Raw genomic sequence first — 15,384 nt, 5'->3', positions numbered from 1 at the left:
TTGACTACAGCCCGTTGCGGCCAGCCCGAACAACGCCATACAACCGTCTCCCGCGCATGTCGTCATCCCGTGCTCACAGGCTCACTGACTGGCACAAACACTATACGGCCTCAACTCCTGCCCCCCGCAGGCGCAATGGTGCCCCCGGGCGTACGCCGGGGGCACCACTTCAGCAGCCGTCAGCCGCCGAGCGCCCCGCCGGCGCCACCGGGCTCCTCTCCCCCGAACGAGTCAGGGTTCAGATGGATGACGCCGTAGTCGTAGGCGTGCCGCCGGTAGACGACACTCGGCTGCTTGGTCTCGGCGTCGACGAAGAGGTAGAAGTCGTGTCCGACCAACTCCATCTCGTAGAGCGCCTGGTTGAGCGTCATCGGTGCCGCGGAGTGGGTCTTCTCGCGGACGATCAGCGGGCCTTCGCCCTGGACCTCCAGCGAACCCATCTTCGTCGTCGGCACCTGCTCCTGCGGCGCGCCGTCCACGGTCAGGTGGCCGGCCTCGTCGAGCTTCGCCGCGTCCGGAACGCTGACCGCGACATCGCTCGCCGGGATGCGCCCGTTGCCGCGCCGCGAGTGGCGCTTGTCGTGCTGCTTGCGCAGCCGCGCTTCCAGCTTGGCCGTGGCCAGGTCGAGCGCGGCGTAGGGGTCGGCGGCGGCCGCCTCGGCCCGTACCACCGGGCCTCGGGAGCGGAGGGTGATCTCCACTCGGTCGGAACGGTCGGCCTGCCGGGGGTTGGGCTCCTTGGACACCTCGACGTCCAGGCTGATCACCTTGCCGTCGAGCTTCTGGACCTTGTCCAGCTTCAGCTTCTCGGCCACGTGCTTGCGGAACCGCTCGGGCACCTCGGTCTTGCGGCCCTTGACGACGATGTCCACGCAGAACTCCGTTCCCGGATCACCCCGCTGCTACGCGCGGGGCGATTCCTTCTTGCACCAGGCTCCGGTGAGTGCCGAAGCCTCGGACTTGGCGACTTTCACCTCCTCCTCCCCCGTCGGCAGGGTCCCCACTCCCGTCCATTTCAGGATCCCTGCAAAGACCCATAAACGCACCTATCCCGGCATCCGAGGCAAAGCGTCAGCCAAGTCCTCACAACCGAACATAGCTCTCTCGGACGGGTGACGGCACCCCCTGGCTGGCACTAGCTCCGTTTGGGTGCTTTTTCGCCCTTGTTACCTGCAACGATGAATTTTCGCGGTCAGTTCCAGTTGATTTCGAAAGCACTCCGCGGCGCCGCCACCACACCCGCTCCCACCACCCTCCCCCCGGCCGCCCGCACAGCCCGCGCCGCCTCCGCCAGCGAAGCCCCGGTGGTGATCAGATCGTCCACCAGTACCACCGGGGCCGCCGCCAGCAGCCGTACGGCTCCGGGGACGACTGTCAGGGCTCCGGAGACGTTGGCCAGGCGCCGGCGGGCACTGAGGCCCGCCTGATCAACAACCGTACGCCGCTGCCGCAGCGCGGAGAGGACCCGAACGGGCACCCCCTCCCGCCGAAGGTCCCGAGCCGCCGCCAACGCGATCCGCCGCACCGGATCATGCCCCCGCCCAGCCACCGCCCGCCGGGCCGAGGGCACGGGGATGAGGAGGAGGGGGGTGGTGGGGTGGGAGGGGTGGGAGGGGTGGGAGGGAGCGGACTGGGGATGAGCGGGGTGCGTGGGAGCGGAGTGGGGGAGAACAGGGCGGGCGGTGGCGGGGCAGGGGAGAACAGGGTGGGTGGTGGCGGGGTGGATGGGAGCGGAGTGGGGATGAGCGGGGCCGGTGTGGGCATGGGCGTAGTGAGTGCTGTTGATGAGGCGAGGGTGGTGGACGGTGGCCGTCGGCGCGGTGTGCGACGCGGGATGGGTGACGGGACACAGGCACCCACCACCAGCCCCAGGGGCACCACTGACACCACACACACCACTGGCCCCAGAGCTATCCCCAGCCCCCATACCGCCCCTAGCCCCACGCTCACCACCGGACCAAAACCCTCCACTGCCCCCGGAGCCACCACCAGGCCCAAGCTCACCCCCGTAAGAACTCAACGGCCCGCCCCACGCCCACAGCCCCCGCACGGCCCCCGCAAGCGCCTGCCCCAACGGACCGGCCAGCCGCAACGCACCCCGCTCCTTGTGCGCGAGCAGCACCGCCCGCACCTCATCGGCGTACGGCGCAGCAGCACACGTCGGTGGCAGACCGGGCGGTACAGGACGCGGACGCACCCTCCGGGCCCCCCGGGGGCCTCCCCCGCCCCCGCCCCCACTCCCCCTCGCCCCCCGGACCAGCGCCCTGTGGCACTCCTCGCACAGTTCCGTACGAGGGAGGCCGCAACCGGCACAGTCCACCGGTAGTACCAGACCGGTGATTTCCCGCCATACGCCCCGCATGGGTCTACTGTCCCGCGAGGTGAGGCTGGGGCACCACCCCCTGTGGATAACCCAGGTGACGGGTTGAATCCACAGGGCAGTGCCGCTCCCAGCCCCGGTCAGGGCCTGCCACCACCAGCTCGGTCACGCCCACAGCAACCACAGCTCAGCCCCACGCCCGTACCCGTACCCGTACCCCTACCCGCACCCGCACCCGCAGCACCGACGCCCACGGACCGCCACCGCCACGGCCACCGTCAAAACCCAACCCACCCGCCACCCGCGCCCCACCACCCCAGGCGCCAGCAGCAACACCAAGAGCAACAGCAGCCCAAAAGCAACAGCAACGCAACCGGCCACGCTCCGGCACCACCCGCACGACCACCTCGGCCCTACCCCGGATAAACCGGCGCCTTCCCCTCCTTCGCCACGGTCTTCCAGTTCGCGTCCTGCGGCAGCCGCACTATCCCCTCGGCCCCGTCCGCGATCAGCGGCCGCGTCTCGTCCTCCGAAGCCGTCACCGCCTTGACCCCGTTGACACCGGGCAACGTCTGCGCGCTCGACGCCGAGCCGTCCGTCTCCATGTACTGCATCTGCTGCACCCCGCCGGACTGCCTGCCGACCACCACGAGCCGGCTGCCGCCCGCCCACGACGCCGCCACCACGTCCTCCAACTGGGGCGCGATCGGACGCAGTTCCTCCACCGACAGCACCGGGTTCCGCTCCGTACCGCCGCGTTCGACCCGGCCGAGCTGGAGCGTCGTACGCCCCTTGTCCTCGACCAGCACCGCGATCCGGATGCCGTCGGACGCCACCTTGATCGACTTGATCCGCCGGTCGCCGAGACCGGGCACCGTCACCACGTCGGGCGCGCCCTCGCCCTGACGCAGGCGCAGCAGCCGCGACCCCTTGTCGCTGCGGTCCGCTATCCACAGGTCGCCCAGCCCGTCCCAACTGGGTGGGGAAAATCCGTTCTTGGCCGTGCTGTGCAGCATCGCCGGGCCGCGTTCGGTGCCGTACTCCAGCGGCGCCACGTACAGCGACCGGCCGTCGGCCGAGACGCCCGCCGCGGTGTCCTCGTCACGCGCGATCGCGATCGAGCTCAGCGGAGTCTTGCCGGACCCGAACGGTCCGGGCACCGGCCGCGGCTCCGTGGTCGTGTCCGGCATGCTGACCACCTTCTGGTCAGCGTCGATGAAGTACTCCTGGGCGGGCCGCCCGACATGCTTGCGTGGCGTGAACTCGCCGTTGGCGCGGTCCTGCGACAGGACGCACAGCCGGTTGCCGCCCTCGTCCTGCAGCTCCACCTCGCTGATCTTCGACGCCCGGGTGATGTCCTGGACGGTGAAGAACAGCTGGGCCGCCATCCGCCGGCACTGCCCCGGCCCGGCGGCGGCCGCCCGCTTGCTCAGCTTCACCCGCAGCGCGTTGGAGTCGTCGAGGGACAGGCCGCTGCTCTTGAGCGCGGTGCCCGTCGGGAACGCGGAGGCGGTCACCTGGTTCAGCCAGTTCGTGGGCCCCTCCAGCAGTGCGGTCACGCTCGCGGTGACCGGATCTATTCGCTGCCGCAGGTAGACGGGATCGGCGACCAGCACATTGTGGCCCGCCCTGGACGACTGCGCCTCCGACTTGTAGTCGGCGAAGTAGTACTTGTTGACGGAACGGTAGATCCGCTGGAAATCGGACTGCCCGAGCACCAGACCGTTGGGCAGCCGGTCGATGCGCCACTGCCCGTCCTCCTTGGTCAGGTGGATGGTCTGCTGGTACGCCTGCTCCTCCGGCGTGTAGGCGTGGTTACGGTCGACGGTGGCGACCTGGCTGCCGGACAGCGTGATCGTGTAACCGTTCGGGTCCTCGCGGTTCGCCTGCCCCACGGGTTCGGCCTTCGGCCGCTGCTGGAGCACCTTCGTCGCCGAGAACGGCTGCCACGTCTTCTTCGTCGAACTGGCCAGGTACTGCACGGCCGTACTGAAGTCCACCTCGTCGCTCGTCGTCGCGTCGAGGAAGCCACTGACGATCTCCGTGGGCTGCGCCCCGTCCTGCGGGGGCACGCCGTAGACCCGTACCTGGGCGTCGGCCTCCGCACGCGGCGACTGGTCGACCGCCTGCATGTCCCCGCTGTCCGGCATCGTCGCGCATCCGGCCAGCAACAACGCGCCGCAGCCGAGCACGGTGCCCGTACGGACGGCCCTGCCGGGCTGCTTCGGACGCACCCGCACACCACCGCCGGCACGCACCTCGGCACCCCTGGCACCACTACCGGTACCCGCCTCGACCCGCGTCCTCGCGCCCGGTTCAGTGCCCACGAACCTCGTCCTCACGCTCAGCGCCCTCTCCGCCCCCACCCTTCCGGCCCGGACCGTCCCCGTTCCCCTTACCTGACGCACCTGACGCACCTGACGCACCATCGTGCCCGCGCTCCGCCCCGCCGCGTACGCCGTTTCCGTGCGCACCCCTGCCGGCGTCCCCGTTCCGGTGCGCGCCGCTCGCCACCGCTCCGGTGCCGCCCGCACGCACGCCCGTATGAGCATCCGCACGGGCATCCATCCGCACCCCAGCAGCCCCAGCAGCCTCCTCCGACTCCGCCGACCGCTGCGCAGGCGTCCGTACCGAAGTACGGGCCGAGCCGTGCGGCTCAAGAGGCCACGGTTCCGTCAGCCGCTGCTGTGCCGGAATGGCGGCCGCCTTCCGCACCGCTGCCGCACCGCGCGGCAGCCCCGCACCGGCCGTCTCCCGGTTGCGCCGGGAGTCCTCCGGTTCGAGCGGTATCGGCGAACCGCGCAGCGCCTCCCCCGCCGTACGCGGCAGCGTCAGCCGGAACTGTGATCCGCCGCCCGGCTCGCCCCACGCCTGCAGCCAGCCGCCGTGCAGCCGCGCGTCCTCGACCGCGATCGACAGGCCCAGGCCCGTACCGCCGGTCGTACGGGCCCGAGCCGGGTCCGCGCGCCAGAAGCGGTTGAACACCCGGGCCGCGTCGCCCGGCTTCAGTCCCACGCCGTAGTCGCGTACCGCGACGGCGACCGCGCCGCCGTTTCTGCCGCCGGCCGCGGCCAGCCGCACCACGACGTCCCGGCCTTCGCCGTGCTCCACCGCGTTGACGACGAGGTTGCGCAGCACTCGCTCCACCCGGCGGGTGTCCGCCTCCGCGATCACCGGCTGTTCGGCGCCGCGCACCAGGATCCGGCTGCCCTTGCGCTCCGCCAGCGGCTCGGCGCCCTCGATGACCCGGTGCACCACGTCCCGCAGGTCGATCGGCTCGGCCTCCAGGGCGGCCGCGCCCGCGTCGAAGCGGCTGATCTCCAGCAGCTCGGCGAGCAGCGACTCGAAGCGGTCGAGCTGTCCGCGCAGCAGTTCGGCGGAGCGCGCCGTCACCGGATCGAAGTCCTCGCGCGCGTCGTGGATGACGTCGGCGGCCATCCGTACGGTGGTCAGCGGGGTGCGCAGCTCGTGCGAGACGTCGGAGACGAACCGCCGCTGCATCCGGGACAGCTCCTCCAGCTGCTGGATCTTGACCTGGAGGTTCTGCGCCATCTTGTTGAAGGACTCGCCGAGGCGGGCGATGTCGTCCTCACCGGTGACCTTCATCCGTTCCTGGAGGAGCCCGGCGGCCAGCCGTTCGGAGATGCCCGCCGCCATCCGGACGGGCGTGACGACCTGCCGCACCACGAGCCAGGCGATCGCGCCGAGCAGGACGACCACGAACACACCGGCCGTGGCCAGGGTCCCCTTCACCAGGCTCAGCGACTTCTCCTCCTGGCTGAACGGGAAGAGGTAGTAGAGCTGGTACGGGTTGCTGTTGACGTCGTTGAGCCGCTTGCCGATGATGATCGCCGGCTCGCCCTCCTCCGACCCGACACGCTTGATCTGCGTGGACTGGCGGAAGGTACCGGTCTTGGTGTCCAGCATCTGGCGCATCTCGGCGGGCACGCTGCGCTCGGGGTCGACGTCCCCGGAGGCGCGCGGGCCCCGGGTGTCCGGGCTGCTGTCCCCGAACGGCTCCTCGACGGCCGAGCCGGAGCTGAGCGCCACCACCGAGAAGACGCCCTGCCCGCCACTGGCGAGCTGTTCGACCAGGCTGGTCAGCCAGGTCGCGGAGTCCTGCCCGCCACGGCTGCCGGAGCGTACGGGGTCGTCGCCGCGGCTGTCGGTGGTGCCGTCGGCCAGCTTCTGCGCCACGGCGAACCCGCCGGCCGCCTGACTCTGGGCCGCCTGCCGCTTGGCCTCCAGCAACCCGTTGCGGACCTGCCCGATGACCACGACACCGAGCAGCAGCACCACGCCCAGCGACATCAGCAGGGTCGTGGCGACCACCCGGAGCTGGATGTTCCGGCGCCACAGGCGCAGCGCGGGCAGCAGCGGACGGCGTATCCAGCGGCCGAAGAGCCGCAGCATCGGGTGCACGGGGCCGGCCGTGGCCCCGTCGGGCAGCAGGCGCGCGGGCATGCCCCGCAGCCGCTCTCCCGGCCGCTCGGCCCGCCCCGGACGGGCAGCGGACCGCGCCGTCTCGTCGCCGGACCGCCTACCGGCCCTCGCACCACGGCCAGGGCCGCGATCGTCTCGACCGTCGATGTCACGACCATCGACGTCACGCTTGGCGGCGGCCTGACGGGCACCGGCACGGCTGTCACCGGCAGGGCTGGTGACGTCACGGCTGGCGACGTCACGGCCGTCGGCGCGTACGGCATCCCCGTCCGGCCGTCCGGTCGGCCGACCGGCCATCCGGCCGGGCAGCCACCCGAGCAAACGCCGCGAAAGGGGCATATCACCAGCCGGGCGGACGGTCCGCCCCCGCTCGTCCTCCGGGGCCGAACCGTCCCGCGACATGTCAGCTGGGCCCGGCCTTGTAGCCGACGCCGCGCACGGTCACCACGATCTCCGGGCGCTCCGGGTCCTTCTCGACCTTGGAGCGCAGCCGCTGCACGTGCACGTTGACCAGCCGGGTGTCCGCGGCGTGCCGGTAGCCCCAGACCTGCTCCAGCAGCACCTCCCGCGTGAACACCTGCCACGGCTTACGGGCCAGCGCCACCAGCAGGTCGAACTCCAGCGGCGTCAGCGCTATCGACTGGCCGCTGCGCTTGACCGAGTGCCCGGCCACGTCGATGACCAGGTCACCGATGGCCAGCTGCTCGGGCGCCGGCTCCTCCGAACGGCGCAGCCGTGCCCGGATGCGGGCCACCAGCTCCTTGGGCTTGAACGGCTTGACGATGTAGTCGTCCGCCCCCGACTCCAGGCCGACCACCACGTCGACCGTGTCACTCTTCGCGGTCAGCATGACGATCGGTACACCGGACTCGGCACGGATGAGCCGGCACACCTCTATGCCGTCCCTCCCGGGCAGCATGAGGTCGAGCAGCACGAGGTCCGGCTTGGTCTCCCGGAAGGCGGCGAGCGCCTTGTCCCCGTCCGAGACGAACGACGGTTCAAAGCCTTCGCCGCGCAGCACGATGCCGAGCATCTCTGCCAGTGCGGTGTCGTCGTCGACGACCAGGACGCGTCCCTTCATTCGGCCATCATCCCATTACCTGATCGTGACTTACCCCATCGTGATGTGGAACACAGCTCCGCGAGGCCGCCCGGAGTGACCGGTGAGACCACTCCGTTCTCGGTGACTATGGCCGTCACCAGCTCGGCCGGCGTCACGTCGAAGGCGGGGTTGTAGGCCAGCGCGCCCAGCGGAGCCACCGGCACCCCGGTGCCGGCCTCCGTCCCGGCGCCGGGCACGAAGGGGACCGCGATTTCCGTCACCTCGTGCCCGGGCCGCTGCTCCACCTCTATGAGCGCGCCCTCCGCCGTGTCCAGGTCCACCGTGCTGGTCGGCGCCACCACCACGAACGGCACGTGGTGGTACCGGGCCAGCACGGCCAGCGGGTAGCTGCCCACCTTGTTGGCGACCGAACCGTCCGCGGTGATCCGGTCGGCACCGATCAGTACGGCGTCCACCTCGCCCGCCGCGAAGAGCGACCCGGCCGCCCCGTCCGCGAGCACCGTGTACGGCATGCCCGTACGCGCCGCCTCGTACGCGGTCAGCCGCGCGCCCTGCAGCAGCGGCCGCGTCTCGTCGACCCACAGCCGCCGCAGCTCACCGGCCCGGTGGGCTGCCAGCGCCACCGCCAGGGCGGTGCCCTCGCCCCCGGAGACCAGCGCCCCGGTGTTGCAGTGGGTGAGTATGCGGTGCCCGCCGCCGGGGACCAGTTCGCCCAGCAGCGCCAGCCCGTGCGCGGCCATCCGGGAGCTGGCCTCGGCGTCCTCCGCGTGGACGGCGCGGGCCTCGGCCAGCGCCGCGGCGGCGGCCCCGTCACGGTCCGCTCCGCCCTCGACCGCGTCGCGGTAGGCGCCGGCCGCCCTCCGGACGCCGTATTCGAGGTTGACCGCCGTCGGGCGCGCGTGCGCCAGAGTGTCGGCGGCGTCGGCCACGTCGAACCCCCGCGAGGCGGCCAGGGCGACTCCGTACGCCCCGGCGATGCCCAGCAGCGGAGCGCCGCGCACCGCCAGCGTTCGAATCGCCTGCACCAGAGCCGGTACGTCCGTGCACACCAGCTCGACTTCTTCGGACGGCAGCCGTGTCTGATCGAGGAGAACCAGTACGGGCCCCTCGGGTAGCTCCTCCCAACGCAGTGACGGAACCACGGGAGCGTCGGCGCCCGCCTCGGACTTCTCGTAGCGATCGGCCATCCGCCCAGTCTGCCGCCGACACCGGCCGGAGCAGAAGGGCTCCCCCGTGCAAGGGCGCTCCCCCGGACAAGGGCCCGGGGACGCGGGGCCCCGCGCCATGACACGATGACAGGCACTGCGGACGCCGCACACCGGCCGTTCGAACGGGCGGGAAGCATGAAGGAGCGACGATGAACAACTCTCCGGGCTGGGCCTCGCCCGGATCCTCCCCTTCCGACGAGCCGGACCGCGCCGCGCAGGACCAGCCCGGCGCCGCGGAACCCACCGGCTCGAACGCTCCCGCCGACGCTGCCGGTACTGCCGGTGCGCCGGGCCCCACCGAACCTGCGGTCCCGTCCGACGCCGCACCGGCCGGCGGTTCCACGGTCCCTCCGCAGTGGTCCAAGGAGCAGCCTCCCGCCGGTCAGTGGTCCGCGCCCACCGGCGGCTCCGGCCGCGGCGGGCAGGCCGGGCCTCCCGGCCCGCAGGGCGGTCACGGCGGCTGGGGCGGACAGCAGCCCGGCCGGGGCGGTCAGCCCGGGTGGGGAGGACAACCCGGGTGGGGAGGGCAGCCTGGCTGGGGCGCCGCCTGGGCCCCGCCCCCCGCGGCCAAGCCGGGGGTGATCCCGCTCCGCCCGCTCGGCGTCGGCGAGATCCTCGACGGCGCGGTGTCCACCATGCGCGCCCACTGGCGCACCGTCCTGGGGATCTCCCTGGTCGTCGCGGTCATCACGCAGACCGCGAACACGCTCGTCAACGGGTTCTTGTTCCGCAATGCCCAGGACCTGTCCGCGCTGGAGAACAATCCCGACGCCACCCTCAGCGAAGCACTGGACGCCGTCGGATCCACCCTCGCGGGCGGTGCCATCACCTCGGTGATCGGGCTGCTGAGCACGATCGTCGTCACCGCGATGCTCACCATCGTCGTCAGCCGGGCCGTGCTGGGACGCTCGGTGACGGCCGGCGAGGCCTGGCGGGACGCCCGCGGCCGGCTGCCGCGGCTGCTCGGTCTGCTGCTCCTGCTGCCCCTCATGGTCTCGGCCGTCATCCTCGTGGGCATGGTGCCCGGCATCGTCGTCTCGGCCGTGGGCCAGCCCGCGGCCGGTCTGCCCCTCCTCGTGCTCGGCGGTGTGGGCGCCGTCGTCGTGAGCATCTGGCTGTGGGTCCGCTTCAGCCTCGCCGCCCCGGCGCTGATGCTGGAGAAGCAGGGTGTCATCGCCTCGATGCGGCGCTCCGCCAAGCTGGTGCGCGGCGCGTGGTGGCGGATCCTGGGTGTCCAGCTCCTCACGCATCTGCTGATAGCCGTCGTGCAGATGATCGTGCAGGTGCCGGCCACCATCGTCGCCGTCCTCCTCGGCGGTGAGAGCTTCACTGGCTGGACCGAGGGCAACGGCGACACCGGCTGGACGTTCCTGATCGTGCTGGCCGTCGGCACCGTGATCACGTCCGCGGTCACCTACCCCATCAGCGCGGGCGTCACCTCGCTCCTCTACATGGACCAGCGGATCCGCCGCGAGGCCCTCGACCTCGAACTCGCCCGCGCCGCCGGCCTCCCCGGTTACGGCACGGACGCGCCCGGCCCGCAGGCACCCGGCCAGCCCGGCCCCGGGCCGGACAGCACCGGCCAGGGCACGGCCGGCAGCACTCCGGGAAGCTGATGCGGTGACGGGGGCGGGGAGGACTGGTGTGCTCGCGCAGCTGATGCCGGGCTCCGGAGACGACGGACCGGTGCGCATTCCGCGGGTGCCGGCCCGTGAGGCGGCCGAACGCGAACTCACCGATCCGCGGTACCACCAGAACGATCCGAACCTGCTCCAGCGCGCTCTGGACTGGTTCTGGGACCGCATCGGTGACCTGTTCGAAGCCGCCGCCGGGGCCACGCCGGGCGGCTGGACCGGCCTCCTCGCCGTCGTCCTCGTCATACTGCTGCTCGCCGTCGCCCTCCGGCTCCGGCTGGGCGCCCTGCGCCGCACCCCCACCTCGGGGGGCGGCGCGCTCTTCGGGGAGCGCCCCCGTACGGCCGCGGAACACCGTGCCGCCGCAGAACGGCACGCGGCCGGCAGCCGATGGACCGAAGCCGTCCAGGAACGGATGCGGGCCATCGTCCTCGCCCTGGAGGAACGCACTCTGCTCACCCCGGGCCCCGGCCGTACCGCCGACGAGGCCGCGTCGGAGGCGGGCCGGGTCCTGCCCGCCCACTCCGAGCGCCTGCACGCCGCCGCCCGTACCTTCGACGACGTCACGTACGGCGGCCGCCCGGGCACCGCACAGGAGTACGCCGTTCTGAGCACCCTGGACACCGACCTGCGGCACAGCAAACCCCAGCTGGCCGCCGTTCCCCACGGGAGCCGCACATGAGCGCCCCCACGCCCGGAACCAGCTCGCCCGAAACCACTGCGCCCGGAACCACCTCGCTCGCGCCGACCACGCGCCGTCTGTGGACCCGCTCGCGGGGACTGCTCGCCGGTCTCCTCGTCCTCCTCCTGGGCGGCGCCGGCCTGGCGCTGCTGCGGTCCGGGGACCAGCACGGACGTCTCGACCCCCGGTCGGTGGACCGCTACGGCAGCGGCGCCGTCGCCGCACTCCTCGCCGACCACGGCGTCGACACCCGCGTCGTGACCACCACCGAGGAAGCAGCCGCCGCAGCCGGTCCGGACACCACGGTCCTGGTCACCGACCCGAACCTGCTGACCCGCCGCCAGCTGGACACCCTCCACCAGGCCACCGGCCGCAGGGCAGGACGCACCGTCCTGCTCACGCCGGGCCCGGCCGCCCTGGACGTCTTCGCGCCGAGGACCGAGGCCGGGACGCCCACCGACGTGAAGCCGCTGTCCCCGGGCTGTTCGCTGCCCGCCGCCCGGGCCGCGGGAGACGCCGAACTCGGCGGTCTGCGCTACTCGACATCCGTCCGCAGCGCCGACCGCTGCTACCCGAGCGACGGCGCCGCCACCCTGCTGCGCCTGCCCTCCACGACCGGCGGCGACACCGTCCTCCTCGGCGCCCCGGACATCTTCCTCAACCGCCGGCTCGCCGAACACGGCAACGCCTCGCTCGCCCTGCAACTGCTCGGCTCGCACCGTCATCTGGTCTGGTACCTCCCCTCCGTCAGCGACCCTTCATCCACGCAGGACGGCCGGCGCGGCTTCTTCGACCTCATCCCCTCCGGCTGGCGCTGGGCACTGCTCCAGCTCTTCGTCGCCGCCGCCCTCGCGGGCTTCTGGCGGGCCCGCCGGCTCGGCCCCCTCGTCCCCGAGCGGCTGCCGGTCACCGTCCCCGCCGCCGAGACGACTGAGGGCCACGCCCGCCTCTACGAGCGGGCCGGCGCCCGCGACCGTGCCGCCGACGTCCTACGGGCCGCCACCCGCGCCCGGCTCGCACCGCTCGCCGGCGTGTCTCCCACGCACGCCCACACCCCCGACATCCTTCTCCCCGCGATCTCCGCGCGCCTGCCGTCGGACGCGACGACCGGCACCACCCTGCACTCCGTGTTGTTCGGGTCCGCGCCCGCCGACGACACGGCCTTGGTCACCTTGGCCGACCAGCTCGACCACCTGGAACGTTCGATCCTGTCCCCAGAGAGGCACGACCCCCGTGAGCACCCCGACAGCTGACAGCGCCCGAGCCTCCCTGGAGGCCGTCCGCACCGAGATCGCCAAGGCCGTCGTAGGCCAGGACCCGGCCGTCACCGGCTTGGTCGTCGCGCTGCTCTGCCGCGGACACGTCCTGCTCGAAGGCGTCCCCGGTGTCGCCAAGACCCTGCTCGTCCGCGCGCTCTCGGCGACCCTGGAACTCGACACCAAGCGCGTTCAGTTCACCCCCGATCTCATGCCGAGCGACGTCACCGGCTCGCTCGTCTACGACTCACGCAGCTCGGAGTTCTCCTTCCAGCCCGGCCCGGTCTTCACCAATCTGCTGCTCGCCGACGAGATCAACCGCACCCCTCCCAAGACCCAGGCATCCCTGCTGGAGGCCATGGAGGAGCGTCAGGTCACCGTCGACGGAACGCCCCGCCCTCTTCCCGAGCCCTTCCTGGTCGCCGCCACGCAGAACCCCGTCGAGTACGAAGGCACCTATCCGCTGCCCGAGGCCCAACTCGACCGCTTTCTGCTGAAGCTGACGGTCCCCCTGCCCGCCCGCCAGGACGAGGTCGACATCCTCACCCGGCATGCCCAGGGCTTCAGCCCACGCGACCTCGACGCGGCCGGCCTGCGTCCCGCCGCAGGCCCCGCCGATCTCGAAGCGGCCCGGGACGCCGTGGCCAAGGTTGCCGTGTCCCCCGAGGTCACCGGTTACATCGTCGATATCTGCCGTGCCACGCGCGAATCCCCCTCGCTCTCCCTCGGCGTCTCACCCCGAGGCGCCACCGCCCTGCTCTCCACCTCACGGGCCTGGGCCTGGCTCACCGGCCGCGACTACGTCACCCCTGACGACGTGAAAGCCCTGGCCCTGCCCACGCTCCGGCACCGCGTCCAACTCCGCCCGGAAGCCGAGATGGAAGGAGTCACCGCCGACTCCGTCATCAACTCCGTCCTCGCTCACCTTCCCGTCCCCCGCTGAGACCGAGCCGTGGCCCTGACCGGACGCACCGCCCTCATCTCCGCCCTCGGAGCTCTCTTCGTCGGCCTCCTTCTGCCGAGCTGGACCGGCATCCTCACCGTCCAACTCGCCTTGCTGCTAGCAATTTTGTGCGACCTGGCCCTCGCCGCGCCAGTGCGGAAGCTCCAGTTCACCCGAACCGGTGAAACATCCGTTCGGCTCGGCCAGGAAGCTCGTACGCACCTCGCCATCACCAACCCGGACCGGCGACCGCTCCGCGCGCAGCTCCGCGACGCCTGGCCGCCCAGCTCGTTCGCCCCCGGCACCGAAGTCCCGGCTTCCCGCCACCGCCTGCGCATCCCCGCGGCCGAGCGCCGCCGCGTCACGACGACACTCCACCCCACCCGCCGCGGCGACCACCACGCCGTACGCGTCACGGTCCGCTCCTACGGCCCCCTCGGCCTCGCGGCCCGCCAGGGCAGCCACCACGTCCCCTGGACCGTGCGCGCCCTGCCGCCCTTCACCAGCCGCAAACACCTGCCCGGAAAGCTGGCCCGGCTCCGCGAACTCGACGGCCGCACCAGCATCCTCACCCGCGGCGAAGGCACCGAGTTCGACAGTCTCCGCGACTACACCCCCGGCGACGACACCCGCTCCATCGACTGGCGCGCCACCGCCCGCCGCCAGTCCGTCGCGGTACGCACCTGGCGCCCGGAGCGCGACCGGCGCATCCTCCTGGCTCTGGAGACCGGCCGCACCTCGGCCGGCCGCGTCGGCGACACCCCGCGCCTGGACGCCTCCATGGACGCGGCACTGCTGCTTGCCGCCCTGGCATCCCGCGCCGGCGACCGCGTCGATCTCCTCGCCTACGACCGCCGGGTACGGGCCTCCGTCCAAGGCCGCACGGCGGGAGACCTCCTGCCCGCCCTCACCGACGCCCTCGCGCCCCTCGAACCCGAACTCGTCGAAGCGGACGCCCACGGCCTGGCCGCCGCGCTCCACCGCAGCACGCCGCGCCGCGCCCTGATCGTCCTGTTCACCGGCCTGGACACGGCCCCGGTCGAGGAAGGCCTGCTGCCCGTCCTCCCCGGCCTCACCCAGCGCAACGAGATCATCGTCGCCGCGGTGGCGGATCCCCGTATCGAGGACATGGCCGCCGCCCGCCACACCCCACAAGCCGTGTACGCCGCGGCCGCCGCCGAACAGACGCGCGCGGCCCGTCGCCGCAGCGCTGACCGCCTGCGCCGCCACGGCATCACCGTCATTGACTCCACTCCGGCCCGCCTCGCCCCCGACCTCGCGGACGCGTACCTCTCCCTCAAGGCTTCCGGCCGGCTGTAGGAAGGGGAGGATCTCGGGGAGGGGCTTCTTCGGCTCCTGGCCGAAGCCCTTACCGGCCGTATGAGCTGTATACGTGGCACGCGCATATCCCGGAAGAAAGCCGGCAGGCCCGGCGGTCCGGAGTCGGCAGCCGCTGGACGCAGGCTGCTCGCGGTACGGAGCGACGGATATACGTGAGTACGAATACGCGGTCCAGGGCAGCGCGGCCACAGCACGGGTCGTCTGCACCATACGCCTGCTTGGGGCCCGCACACCAACCGCAGCCAGATGCTTCTAGAGCGAGACAAGGCAGCTGCCACGGCCGTATCTCATACAACGCACAATGCCCCGCACCGTGTGGTGCGGGGCATTGAAGCTATGGCGGGCAGGCACTCCGTACGCAGGAAAGCCCGGAACGCAAAAAAGCTCCGGTCCCTGAACCAGAAGGTTCAGGGACCGGAGCTGAAAAATTGTTCGGCGGCGTCCTACTCTCCCACAGGGTCCCCCCTGCAGTACCATCGGCGCTGAAAGGCTTA

Annotated in this window: 10 protein-coding genes, 1 rRNA gene and 1 pseudogene; 5 read left to right on the top strand and 7 right to left on the bottom strand. The window is 72.1% G+C overall.

The genetic code is table 11. From position 1 onward, the window contains the following. Nucleotides 1-179: 179 nt before the first annotated feature. The 6 genes and pseudogenes from hpf to mtnA all read right to left on the bottom strand — a co-directional run bounded on the left by hpf (nucleotide 180) and on the right by mtnA (nucleotide 9,013). A complete protein-coding gene (hpf, locus tag JXZ78_RS38360; RefSeq protein ID WP_030017898.1) occupies nucleotides 180-872 on the bottom strand; it encodes a ribosome hibernation-promoting factor, HPF/YfiA family in 693 nt (230 codons plus the stop codon). Nucleotides 873-1,192: 320 nt separating this feature from the next. Continuing rightward, nucleotides 1,193-1,588 (bottom strand): annotated as a pseudogene (locus JXZ78_RS38355) (ComF family protein); the annotation flags it as partial. A gap of 1,145 nt (nucleotides 1,589-2,733) precedes the next feature. Next, nucleotides 2,734-4,554, bottom strand: coding sequence for an LpqB family beta-propeller domain-containing protein (locus JXZ78_RS38345; RefSeq protein ID WP_050502064.1), 1,821 nt, complete (start codon nucleotides 4,552-4,554; stop codon nucleotides 2,734-2,736). Between the two features lie 82 nt (nucleotides 4,555-4,636). Next, nucleotides 4,637-6,784 carry an MtrAB system histidine kinase MtrB gene (mtrB, locus tag JXZ78_RS38340; protein ID WP_030017936.1) on the bottom strand — a complete coding sequence of 716 codons (2,148 nt, stop codon included), beginning with the start codon at nucleotides 6,782-6,784 and terminating at the stop codon, nucleotides 4,637-4,639. 382 nt (nucleotides 6,785-7,166) lie between these two features. Continuing rightward, nucleotides 7,167-7,844 (bottom strand): two-component system response regulator MtrA, encoded by a 678-nt coding sequence (mtrA, locus tag JXZ78_RS38335; protein ID WP_030017937.1) that lies wholly within the window; start codon nucleotides 7,842-7,844, stop codon nucleotides 7,167-7,169. Next, nucleotides 7,841-9,013, bottom strand: a complete 1,173-nt coding sequence (mtnA, locus tag JXZ78_RS38330; protein ID WP_030017938.1) for an S-methyl-5-thioribose-1-phosphate isomerase — start codon at nucleotides 9,011-9,013, stop codon at nucleotides 7,841-7,843. The genes mtrA and mtnA overlap by 4 nt, the downstream gene beginning before the upstream one ends. 170 nt (nucleotides 9,014-9,183) lie before the next feature. Between mtnA and JXZ78_RS38325 the strand changes: the two genes are divergently transcribed. The 5 genes from JXZ78_RS38325 to JXZ78_RS38305 are packed head-to-tail and all read left to right on the top strand — an operon-like array spanning nucleotide 9,184 to nucleotide 14,869. Then, the gene (locus tag JXZ78_RS38325; protein ID WP_030017939.1) at nucleotides 9,184-10,650 is read left to right on the top strand and encodes a DUF7847 domain-containing protein; all 1,467 of its coding nucleotides are present in this window, start codon (nucleotides 9,184-9,186) and stop codon (nucleotides 10,648-10,650) included. 43 nt (nucleotides 10,651-10,693) lie between these two features. Next, entirely contained in the window at nucleotides 10,694-11,350 is a 657-nt protein-coding gene (locus JXZ78_RS38320; RefSeq protein WP_050502065.1) for a DUF4129 domain-containing protein, read from the top strand. After that, the gene (locus JXZ78_RS38315) at nucleotides 11,347-12,603 is read left to right on the top strand and encodes a DUF4350 domain-containing protein (RefSeq protein WP_238783670.1); all 1,257 of its coding nucleotides are present in this window, start codon (nucleotides 11,347-11,349) and stop codon (nucleotides 12,601-12,603) included. Before JXZ78_RS38320 ends, JXZ78_RS38315 begins: the two co-directional genes overlap by 4 nt. After that, nucleotides 12,584-13,549, top strand: coding sequence for an AAA family ATPase (locus tag JXZ78_RS38310; protein ID WP_030017942.1), 966 nt, complete (start codon nucleotides 12,584-12,586; stop codon nucleotides 13,547-13,549). The genes JXZ78_RS38315 and JXZ78_RS38310 overlap by 20 nt, the downstream gene beginning before the upstream one ends. Nucleotides 13,550-13,558: 9 nt before the next feature. Continuing rightward, complete coding sequence (locus JXZ78_RS38305; protein WP_030017943.1) at nucleotides 13,559-14,869, top strand: DUF58 domain-containing protein; 1,311 nt, start codon at nucleotides 13,559-13,561, stop codon at nucleotides 14,867-14,869. 451 nt (nucleotides 14,870-15,320) lie between these two features. Here the strand turns inward: JXZ78_RS38305 and rrf are convergent. Continuing rightward, nucleotides 15,321-15,384 (bottom strand): 5S ribosomal RNA (rrf, locus tag JXZ78_RS41275); the annotation flags it as partial.

The organism is Streptomyces monomycini (assembly GCF_022271435.1).
GTDB lineage: Bacteria > Actinomycetota > Actinomycetes > Streptomycetales > Streptomycetaceae > Streptomyces > Streptomyces monomycini.
The sequence above is the reverse complement of the archived record's forward strand: the minus strand, read 5'-3'. Positions and strand labels throughout refer to the sequence as shown.

What these genes read in the sequence shown, in the direction of transcription:
- JXZ78_RS38315 (WP_238783670.1), top strand. Translation starts at nt 11,347, where the DNA reads ATGAGCGCCCCCACGCCCGGAACCAGCTCGCCCGAAACCACTGCGCCC.
- mtrB (WP_030017936.1), bottom strand. Translation starts at nt 6,784, where the DNA reads ATGCCCGCGCGCCTGCTGCCCGACGGGGCCACGGCCGGCCCCGTGCAC.
- mtnA (WP_030017938.1), bottom strand. Translation starts at nt 9,013, where the DNA reads ATGGCCGATCGCTACGAGAAGTCCGAGGCGGGCGCCGACGCTCCCGTG.
- JXZ78_RS38320 (WP_050502065.1), top strand. Translation starts at nt 10,694, where the DNA reads ATGCCGGGCTCCGGAGACGACGGACCGGTGCGCATTCCGCGGGTGCCG.
- mtrA (WP_030017937.1), bottom strand. Translation starts at nt 7,844, where the DNA reads ATGAAGGGACGCGTCCTGGTCGTCGACGACGACACCGCACTGGCAGAG.
- JXZ78_RS38325 (WP_030017939.1), top strand. Translation starts at nt 9,184, where the DNA reads ATGAACAACTCTCCGGGCTGGGCCTCGCCCGGATCCTCCCCTTCCGAC.